The organism is Methylosinus sp. LW4, from assembly GCF_000379125.1.
Classification (GTDB): domain Bacteria; phylum Pseudomonadota; class Alphaproteobacteria; order Rhizobiales; family Beijerinckiaceae; genus Methylosinus.
This window is the reverse complement of the sequence record NZ_KB900626.1, coordinates 1,856,871-1,865,666: the sequence shown is the minus strand read 5'-3', so window position 1 is coordinate 1,865,666 and position 8,796 is coordinate 1,856,871. Positions and strand designations below refer to the sequence as shown.

General features: G+C 64.0%; 9 protein-coding genes, 2 tRNA genes and 2 rRNA genes (1 of these 13 cut by a window edge). 11 read left to right on the top strand and 2 right to left on the bottom strand.

Features of this window, described 5'->3' with window-relative positions; translation table 11 throughout:
- From METLW4_RS0109500 to METLW4_RS0109490, 3 genes are all read left to right on the top strand, one after another.
- Window positions 1-922 (top strand): 23S ribosomal RNA (locus tag METLW4_RS0109500); it begins 1,934 nt to the left of the window's first position.
- Window positions 923-1,006: 84 nt separating this feature from the next.
- Window positions 1,007-1,121, top strand: a 5S ribosomal RNA gene (gene rrf, locus METLW4_RS0109495).
- A gap of 149 nt (window positions 1,122-1,270) precedes the next feature.
- Window positions 1,271-1,347 (top strand) — tRNA-Met (locus tag METLW4_RS0109490).
- Window positions 1,348-1,692: 345 nt separating this feature from the next.
- Here the strand turns inward: METLW4_RS0109490 and METLW4_RS0109485 are convergent.
- Together METLW4_RS0109485 and METLW4_RS0109480 are read right to left on the bottom strand one after the other, a co-directional pair.
- A tRNA-Arg gene (locus METLW4_RS0109485) sits at window positions 1,693-1,769 on the bottom strand.
- 106 nt (window positions 1,770-1,875) lie between these two features.
- On the bottom strand, window positions 1,876-2,487 hold the full coding sequence (locus METLW4_RS0109480; RefSeq protein WP_245258429.1) for a PilZ domain-containing protein: 612 nt from the start codon (window positions 2,485-2,487) through the stop codon (window positions 1,876-1,878).
- 246 nt (window positions 2,488-2,733) lie between these two features.
- Between METLW4_RS0109480 and crcB the strand changes: the two genes are divergently transcribed.
- The 8 genes from crcB to nuoE all read left to right on the top strand — a co-directional run bounded on the left by crcB (window position 2,734) and on the right by nuoE (window position 8,789).
- Window positions 2,734-3,117, top strand: a complete 384-nt coding sequence (crcB, locus tag METLW4_RS0109475) for a fluoride efflux transporter CrcB (RefSeq protein ID WP_018265971.1) — start codon at window positions 2,734-2,736, stop codon at window positions 3,115-3,117.
- On the top strand, window positions 3,114-4,211 hold the full coding sequence (locus METLW4_RS0109470) for an RluA family pseudouridine synthase (protein WP_018265970.1): 1,098 nt from the start codon (window positions 3,114-3,116) through the stop codon (window positions 4,209-4,211). Before crcB ends, METLW4_RS0109470 begins: the two co-directional genes overlap by 4 nt.
- A gap of 29 nt (window positions 4,212-4,240) precedes the next feature.
- Window positions 4,241-5,062, top strand: coding sequence for an ATP12 family chaperone protein (locus METLW4_RS0109465; RefSeq protein WP_018265969.1), 822 nt, complete (start codon window positions 4,241-4,243; stop codon window positions 5,060-5,062).
- Window positions 5,063-5,257: 195 nt separating this feature from the next.
- Window positions 5,258-5,623 carry an NADH-quinone oxidoreductase subunit A gene (locus METLW4_RS0109460; RefSeq protein WP_018265968.1) on the top strand — a complete coding sequence of 122 codons (366 nt, stop codon included), beginning with the start codon at window positions 5,258-5,260 and terminating at the stop codon, window positions 5,621-5,623.
- Window positions 5,614-6,198 carry a NuoB/complex I 20 kDa subunit family protein gene (locus METLW4_RS0109455; protein ID WP_018265967.1) on the top strand — a complete coding sequence of 195 codons (585 nt, stop codon included), beginning with the start codon at window positions 5,614-5,616 and terminating at the stop codon, window positions 6,196-6,198. The genes METLW4_RS0109460 and METLW4_RS0109455 overlap by 10 nt, the downstream gene beginning before the upstream one ends.
- Window positions 6,199-6,296: 98 nt before the next feature.
- Window positions 6,297-6,899 (top strand): NADH-quinone oxidoreductase subunit C, encoded by a 603-nt coding sequence (locus METLW4_RS0109450; protein ID WP_018265966.1) that lies wholly within the window; start codon window positions 6,297-6,299, stop codon window positions 6,897-6,899.
- A 73-nt stretch (window positions 6,900-6,972) separates the two neighbouring features.
- The gene (locus tag METLW4_RS0109445) at window positions 6,973-8,163 is read left to right on the top strand and encodes an NADH-quinone oxidoreductase subunit D (RefSeq protein WP_018265965.1); all 1,191 of its coding nucleotides are present in this window, start codon (window positions 6,973-6,975) and stop codon (window positions 8,161-8,163) included.
- On the top strand, window positions 8,163-8,789 hold the full coding sequence (gene nuoE, locus METLW4_RS0109440; RefSeq protein WP_018265964.1) for an NADH-quinone oxidoreductase subunit NuoE: 627 nt from the start codon (window positions 8,163-8,165) through the stop codon (window positions 8,787-8,789). The genes METLW4_RS0109445 and nuoE overlap by 1 nt, the downstream gene beginning before the upstream one ends.
- Window positions 8,790-8,796: the final 7 nt, after the last annotated feature.

Here is an 8,796-nt window from a genome sequence, read left to right as displayed (position 1 = left end):
ACGAATGGCGTAATGACTTCCCCGCTGTCTCCAGCGTCAGCTCAGTGAAATTGAATTCCCCGTGAAGATGCGGGGTTCCTGCGGTCAGACGGAAAGACCCCGTGCACCTTTACTGTAACTTTGCACTGGCATTCGTGTCGGCATGTGTAGGATAGGTGGTAGGCGTTGAAGCATGGGCGCCAGCTCGTGTGGAGCCACCCTTGAAATACCACCCTTATCGTCATGGATGTCTAACCGCGCTCCGTCATCCGGGGCCGGGACAGTGCATGGTAGGCAGTTTGACTGGGGCGGTCGCCTCCCAAAGAGTAACGGAGGCGCGCGATGGTGGGCTCAGAGCGGTCGGAAATCGCTCGTCGAGTGCAATGGCATAAGCCTGCCTGACTGCGAGACAGACAAGTCGAGCAGAGACGAAAGTCGGTCATAGTGATCCGGTGGTCCCTCGTGGAAGGGCCATCGCTCAACGGATAAAAGGTACGCCGGGGATAACAGGCTGATAACCCCCAAGAGTCCATATCGACGGGGTTGTTTGGCACCTCGATGTCGGCTCATCACATCCTGGGGCTGGAGAAGGTCCCAAGGGTTCGGCTGTTCGCCGATTAAAGTGGTACGTGAGCTGGGTTCAGAACGTCGTGAGACAGTTCGGTCCCTATCTGCCGTGGGTGTCGGAGAATTGAGAGGATTTGTCCCTAGTACGAGAGGACCGGGATGAACATACCTCTGGTGGACCTGTTGTGGCGCCAGCCGCAGTGCAGGGTAGCTATGTATGGACGGGATAACCGCTGAATGCATCTAAGCGGGAAACCCACCTCGAAACGAGTTCTCCCTCGAGAGCCGTGGAAGACGACCACGTCGATAGGCCGGGTGTGGAAGCGCGGCGACGCGCGGAGCTTACCGGTACTAATAGCTCGATCGGCTTGATCGTTCTCATTAATCAATGCCCATCNCCCCAAAGATGGACGCGATCGAAAGACACATCACAGTTTGCTTCATTCTTGCCCTTTGCCGGCCTGGTGGCCTCGGCGGAGCGATCAGACCCGATCCCATCCCGAACTCGGCCGTCAAACGCTTCAGCGCCAATGGTACTATGTCTCAAGACCTGGGAGAGTAGGTCGTCGCCAGGCCTGCAAAGGGCAATGCTTCCTTTTCGAACGATGCGCGAAACTGCGCGAGCGGGGGAGCGGCCGATAGCGAGTAGACGATCCTATTCGCTATTCGCCGCTCCCCTTTCTCGTGCATGCCAGGCCTCCCATACGAGGCAAAGTAATCTCGGCGCGGGGTGGAGCAGCCCGGTAGCTCGTCAGGCTCATAACCTGAAGGTCACAGGTTCAAATCCTGTCCCCGCAACCAGACACTATAAATTAGCGCTCGAGCAGCCCGCCGGGCTCGTCGGCTCCTCCAAGACGCCTTCTCGTCCAGACGCTGGCGCGACTCCTTCGCCGACGTTCGAAGTCTTCCTTTCCTTCAATCCGACAGTGCCTGCGCGCTCATGGCCGCCGCCCGTGGAGCCCGGCGCTTTGTTCCCCCACGCACGCCGTTGCAAGCGAAACACATTGCGTGACTGAATGAGGCGTTCGCCGGTGATCGCTGCGGCCGCTCGGCTGATCGCGACTCCGTGCGCCGAGAGCTCAGGAGACAAAAAAATCCGAACAGGGTCGATGCGATGGCGGCCCTCGACGCAACGGACTTTTTTATTGGCGCGCCCGAAGGGATTCGAACCCCTGACCTCTGCCTTCGGAGGGCAGCGCTCTATCCAGCTGAGCTACGGGCGCAAACGAGGCTTCTGCGTCTTCACTATCGCATGCGCGCGGGGCCTGCAATCGGGCGGAGCGGCTTTTTGTGCGGCCTTTGCGGGTTTCGACCGTTTTGGGGGAGATTTCAGAGGTCTATGTCTTCGTCGAATATCTCGAGCGGCAACAGACGGCGGAAGCGGACCGCGAACCCATCCTCGGTCTGGCGAATGACCTCGGCCTGCGTCCGCTTCCCGATCGTGATCTTCTCGCCCGGGGGAACCTGCACCTCGGTGCGCAGTGAGGCGCCGCTGCGAGAAAGATCCAGGATCTCGCAGGGCAGGGTCACTTGCGCCACGGTGAAGGTGGTGAAGCGCCGCTTGGGCCGCAGACGCTCGTGATCGCGGCATTGCGGGGCGTCCGGCGCGGCGTGTCGCGTCAGCCATGCGAATTGCATCGCCACATGGGCGCGCGGCTGATCCGTGATCTCGAGGTCGACGGTGAAGCCGCCCTCGAAGAGACGAATCACCACGCCGTCGAAACGGCCCCAGCGGTCGAGATCGAGCGCGATGCGGTCGCCGACCGAGGGCCGAAAGTCGCTGCGCAGAGCGACGATCTCCGCCGACATGTCGATGGTGCGGCAGGCGTAGCGCCGCTGGTCCGGCGGCAGGCTGAAGCGGCCGTCGAAGCGCGGCTCGGCGATCGTCTCGGCGGCGCGCTGCTCCGCCCCGATCTTGGGGCGCAAATCTGGTCGTCTCACGGCCGTCGCTCCACATGCGCGGCGCTCGCCAGTCGCGCATGGACTGGGGCGCTGACGAGTTGCGGCCGCATAACGACCGTAGAATATTATTTAGTCTCAATAGTTTCTGCACGACGGCGACGCAGTCGTCGGGGGCTAGATTACGCATGTTAGCGGCAATACGTAAATCGGGCTTGAATCGAAGCCGCGCAATTGACCGCGTTAGGTTCCCGTGACGCCGCCGTCCGCTTGCGCTAGAAGGCGCATATGCGCGCGCTTCTTCTCATCTTTCTCGGGTCCGGCTTGGGCGGGACTCTGAGGCATCTCGTCAATTCCTCGTGCCAGCGCTGGCTCGGCGCGCAGCTGCCCTGGGGCGTTTTCCTCATAAATGTCAGCGGGTCCTTCATCATGGGCCTCGCCGCGGGCTATTTCGCCTTCAAGGCGGGGCCGGGTTGGCCGCAGTCGATGCGGCTCTTCGTGACCACGGGCGTGCTCGGCGGCTATACGACCTTCTCCGCCTTCTCGCTGGATGCGGCTACGCTCATCGAGCGCGGCGACACGCTCGCGGCCGGGCTCTATGTGGGCGGCTCGGTGGGCTTGTCGATCGCGGGGCTGTTCCTCGGACTTTATCTGGTGAGGGCTTTGACATGACCGGGGAGGCGGCGCAGGCGCCGCAATCGACGCCTGTGCAGACCCTGATCGTCGACGAGGACGAGGCGGGGCTGCGGCTCGACCGCTGGTTCAAAAGGCGCTTTCCGGCGCTGGCCCTGTCGCATCTCGCGAAAATCTGCCGCAAGGGCGAGGTGCGGGTGGACGGCAAGCGGGTCGATACTTCCACGCGGCTCGAGCAGAATCAGAAGATTCGCGTGCCGCCGCTCAAGCTGGAGACGGTCGCGGCGCCGGCGGTGATGCGAGCGCGGCCGGAGGACGCCCGCGAGCTCGCTGGAATGACCTTGTTCGAGGACGCGCATCTCCTCGTGCTGAACAAGCCCTATGGCCTCGCCGTGCAGGGCGGCTCGGGCATGAAGCGGCATATAGACGGAATGCTCGAATCGCTGGCGGTGGGCGACAAGCGGCCCGTGCTGGTGCATCGGCTCGATCGCGACACCTCCGGTGTGCTGCTGATCGCCAAGAACAGGCGCATGGCGGCCGATCTCGGGGAAATCTTTCGCTCGCGGCAGGCGCATAAAATCTATTGGGCGCTGGTCGAGGGCGTGCCGAAGCCGGCGCAGGGCCGCGTCTCTCTCTATCTCGCCAAGGGCGCCGATATGGCGGACGAGCGCTCCCGCCGCAGCGGCGAGCGCCGCGCGGCCGATCCCGCCGACGCAAGGGAGAAGATGCGCGTCGCCCGCCATGGGGACGAGGGCGCGCAGCATTCGCTGACCTATTACGCCATTGTCGACAAAGCGGCGCCGCGCTGCGCCTGGCTGTCCATGAAGCCCTTGACTGGCCGCACCCATCAGCTCCGCGCCCATGCGGAGGCGATCGGCTGCCCGATCTTTGGCGATCCCAAATATGGCCATAGGCCGGAGGACGAGGTGCGCCGCCGCGATCCGATGCGCGCCATGCCCACAGAGCTCGAGCCCAAGCTGCATCTTTTGGCGCGGCGGCTGATTCTGCCGCATCCCAAGGGCGGGACGCTCGACGTCACCGCGCCGCTGCCGGCGCATATGAAGAATAGCTGGGCGTTTTTCGGCTTCGATGTGGGGCAGGACGATCCCATATTGTCCGCGCCGGACGCGTGAGCGCGCGAGACACGCCCGAGGAGAGCCCCATGTCCCATGAAAGCGAAAATCTCGCCGAAGGCCTTTTCGTGCCCGATGAGGAGCGCAATCCGCTGCGCAATGCGGTGCAGAGGGGCGCGAGGCCGGAGCTGCCGAAGCGATTCTACCAATCGGCCAGCGTCGGCGAGGCCGATGGCGGCTACGCCGTTCTGCTCGACGGGCGGACGGTCAAGACGCCGGCGCGGCGAATATTGACGACGCCATGCTCGCCCTTGACCACGGCGCTGGCCGAGGAATGGGGGGCGCAGGGGGAAAGGCTCAATCCGACGTCGATGCCTTTGACGCGGCTGGTGAACTCGGCGATCGACGGAGTCGCCGACCGGCTCGAGGAAGTCGCCGCCGACGTCGCCAAATATGCGGGCTCCGACCTCGTGAGCTATCGCGCCGACGAGCCGGCCGGCCTAGCAGCGGCGCAGGCGGCGGCCTGGGACCCGCTGCTCGCCTTCGCCAAGCAGCGGCTCGGCGCCGAGCTCGCCGTCACCTCGGGCGTGATGTTCGTCTCGCAGTCGCCGGAGGCGACGGCGGCGGTGGCCGAGGCCGTGCGCGCCTATGCAGGGCAGGGGGCGGAGGCGCCCTTCCGCCTCGCGGCGCTGCACGCCATGACGACGCTGACCGGCTCCTGCCTCATCGCGCTCGCCGTGGCGCTGGGCGAGATGGAGGTCGAGGCCGCCTGGGCCGCCGCCCATGTCGACGAGGACCATCAGATCGAGGCCTGGGGCGCCGACGCCGAGGCCATGGACAGACGCGAGCGCCGATTCGCGGAGATGAAGGCCGCCGCCCGGATCATCGAACTCTTGCCCGGCGACGCCTGATCGATGGGCGCCGGCGCATTTTTTTCCGGCGGGGGCGGGCGGGCGTAAGGTCGGCGCGTCCAATCCCTTCGGTAAAGACGCGCTCGGCTCTTGCTTTGACCTATACGCTGGGTTACGGAACGCGCGGTCAGACGGCGCCCGGGGCTCCCGCCCCGCGTCACATCGCCGCCCCCGCCGCAAAAGTCGGACATCGCCATGCCGAGCCTGCTCGAACAATATTTGCCGCTCGTGATCTTCATCGCCCTCGCGGCGATCATCGCCGGCGCGCTGCTGGTTCTCCCCTTCCTGGTCGCCTTCAAGGCGCCGGACCCGGAGAAGCTCTCCGCCTATGAGTGCGGCTTCAATCCTTTCGGCGACGCGCGCATGAAATTCGACGTGCGCTTCTATCTCGTCGCTCTGCTCTTCATCGTCTTCGACCTCGAGGTCGCTTTTCTCTTTCCCTGGGCGGTCGCCTTCAAGGAGGCGGGCAGCTTCGGCTTCTGGTCGATGATGTTCTTCCTCGGCGTGCTGACCGTCGGCTTCGTCTATGAATGGCGCAAGGGAGCGCTCGAATGGGATTGATCACTCGCCAGAGCCCGACTCTCGTCGCGCCCTCCGCCAAAGGGCTCGTCGATCCGCGCACCGGCAAGCCGGTGGGCGCCGACGATCCCTTCTATCTCGGCCTCAATGACGAGCTCGCCGACAAGGGCTTTCTCGTCACCGCGACCGACGATCTCATCAATTGGGCGCGCACCGGCTCGCTGATGTGGATGACCTTCGGCCTCGCTTGCTGCGCGGTCGAGATGATCCAGGCGGCCATGCCGCGCTATGATCTCGAGCGCTTCGGCTTCGCGCCGCGCGCCAGCCCGCGCCAGTCGGACGTCATCATCATCGCCGGCACGCTGACCAATAAGATGGCCCCGGCGCTGCGCAAGGTGTACGACCAGATGCCGGAGCCGCGCTACGTCATCTCCATGGGCTCCTGCGCCAATGGCGGCGGCTATTACCACTATTCCTATTCGGTGGTGCGCGGCTGCGATCGAATCATTCCCGTCGATATCTATGTCCCCGGCTGTCCGCCTTCCGCCGAAGCGCTCGTCTATGGCGTTCTGCTTCTGCAAAAGAAGATTCGCCGCAGCGGCACGATCGAGCGGTGATCGGTTCGCGCTTCTCCAGGGGAGCGCGCAAGAATGAAGAATGCGATGCGAGCCGACGCGCGAACAGCCGCCGGCTTTCCGTGACGCGAGGGTGAGAAATGAGCGCGGAACTCGAAAAGCTCGGCGAGAAGGTCGCCGCGGCCCTGCCGGGCGTGGTGAAGGGCCTCAAGATCGCCTATGGCGAGCTCACCGTCGAAGTGGAGCGCTCGCGCTGGCTCGACGCCGCGCGCGTGCTGCGCGACGATCCCGAATTCCTCTTCGTCAGCTTTACCGACATCACCGCGGCCGATTACCCGGAGCGCGATCTGCGCTTCGATGTCGTGCTGCACCTCCTCTCGCCCAAGCATAATCAGCGTATCCGCGTGAAGACGCAGACCGACGAGGCGACGCCCGTCGCCTCGCTGACCGGCCTCTATCCGGGGGCCGACTGGTTCGAGCGCGAGACCTATGATCTCTTCGGCGTGCTGTTCGACGGCCATCCAGACCTTCGCCGCATCATGACCGACTACGGCTTCGACGGTCATCCGCTGCGCAAGGATTTCCCGATGTCCGGCTATGTCGAGGTGCGCTACGACGACGAGCGCAAGCGGGTCGTCTATGAGCCCCTGAACCTCACCCAAGAATATCGGAAGTTCGATTTCCTCTCGCCTTGGGAGGGCGTGCAATACGATCTCCCCGGCGACGAGAAGGCGAGCAAGTGAGAGCGCCCGTCATGAAAATCGGCGCGCTCCGCCAGCCTCGCTATTCGCTCTTCCACCGGCTGGGACTGTCACGATGAACGACCAGAGCCTGCGAAACTTCAATCTCAACTTCGGCCCGCAGCATCCGGCGGCGCATGGCGTGCTGCGCCTGATCCTCGAGCTCGACGGCGAGGTGGTCGAGCGCTGCGATCCGCATGTCGGCTTCCTTCATCGCGGCACCGAGAAGCTGATGGAGGCGCGCACCTATCTGCAGAACGTGCCTTATTTCGATCGGCTCGACTATTGCGCGCCGATGAATCAGGAACACGCCTTCTGTCTCGCGATCGAGCAATTGCTCGAGGTCGAGGTGCCGCGTCGCGGCCAGCTGATCCGCGTGCTCTACGCCGAGATCGGCCGACTTCTCTCGCATCTCCTCAACGTCACCGCGCAAGCCATGGACGTCGGCGCGCTGACGCCGCCGCTCTGGGGCTATGAGGAGCGCGAGAAGCTCATGGTCTTCTATGAGCGGGCGAGCGGCGCGCGCATGCACGCCAATTACTTCCGTCCCGGCGGCGTCGCCCGCGATCTGCCGGATCGGCTGGTGGAGGACATCGGCGCATTCTGCGACCCGTTCCTGAAGGTCCTCGAGGATCTCGATGAGCTCTTCATCGGCAACCGCATCTTCAAGCAGCGCAACGCCGACATCGGCGTCATCTCGCTCGAGGATGCGTGGAAGTTCGGCTTCTCCGGCGTGATGGTGCGCGGCTCCGGCGCGCCCTGGGATTTGCGCAAGGCGCGTCCCTACGACTGCTACGAGGAGATGGAGTTCGACATTCCCGTCGGCAAGAATGGCGATTGCTACGACCGTGCGGTGATCCGCATGGAGGAGATGCGTCAGTCGACCTACATTATGAAGCAATGCGTCGATAAGCTGCTGAAGGCCGAGAATCGCGGCCCGGTGGCGACGGTGAACAATAAGATTTGCTCGCCGCCGCGCGCGGAGATGAAGCGCTCGATGGAAGCGCTCATCCATCACTTCAAGCTCTACACGGAAGGCTTCAAGGTGCCGGCCGGCGAGGTCTATGCGGCGGTCGAGGCCCCCAAGGGCGAGTTCGGCGTCTATCTCGTCTCCGACGGCACCGACAAGCCCTATCGCTGCAAGCTGCGCGCGCCGGGCTTCGCGCATCTGCAAGCCATGGATTTTCTCTGCAAGGACCATCTGCTCGCCGACGTCTCGGCGATCCTTGGTTCGCTCGATATCGTCTTCGGGGAGGTCGATCGCTGATGTCCATACGTCGTCTCGCCGAAGAGCAGCCCGCGAGCTTCGAATTCACGCCCGAGAACAAGGCGTGGCTCGAGGCGCAGATCGCCAAATATCCCGACGGCCGTCAGGCCTCCATGGTCGTGCCGGCGCTGTGGCAGGCGCAGAAGCAGAACGACTATTGGCTGCCGCAGAAGGCGATCGAGAAAGTCGCGGACACGCTGGGCATGCCCTATATCCGCGTGCTCGAGATCGCGACCTTCTACACGATGTTCAATCTCGAGCCGGTCGGCAAATTCTACATCCAGCTCTGTGGCACGACGCCCTGCATGCTGCGCGGCTCCGACGAGCTGATCGCCGTGCTGGAGCGCCGCGTCGGCCCGCAGCGTCATGTGACGGCCGACGGGCTGTTCTCCTGGCTCGAGGTCGAGTGCCTCGGTGCCTGCTGCAATGCGCCGATGGTGCAGATCAATGACGACTATTACGAAGATTTGACGGTCGAGAATTTCGAGAAGCTGCTCGACGATCTCGCCGCCGGCCGGCCGGTGAAGATCGGCTCGCAGACGGGCCGCGTCTCCTCGGAGCCGGAAGGCGCGCTGACGAGCCTCACTTCTTTCTACGGCGACGGCGCCAAAGCGCAGGCGGAGTGAACGACCA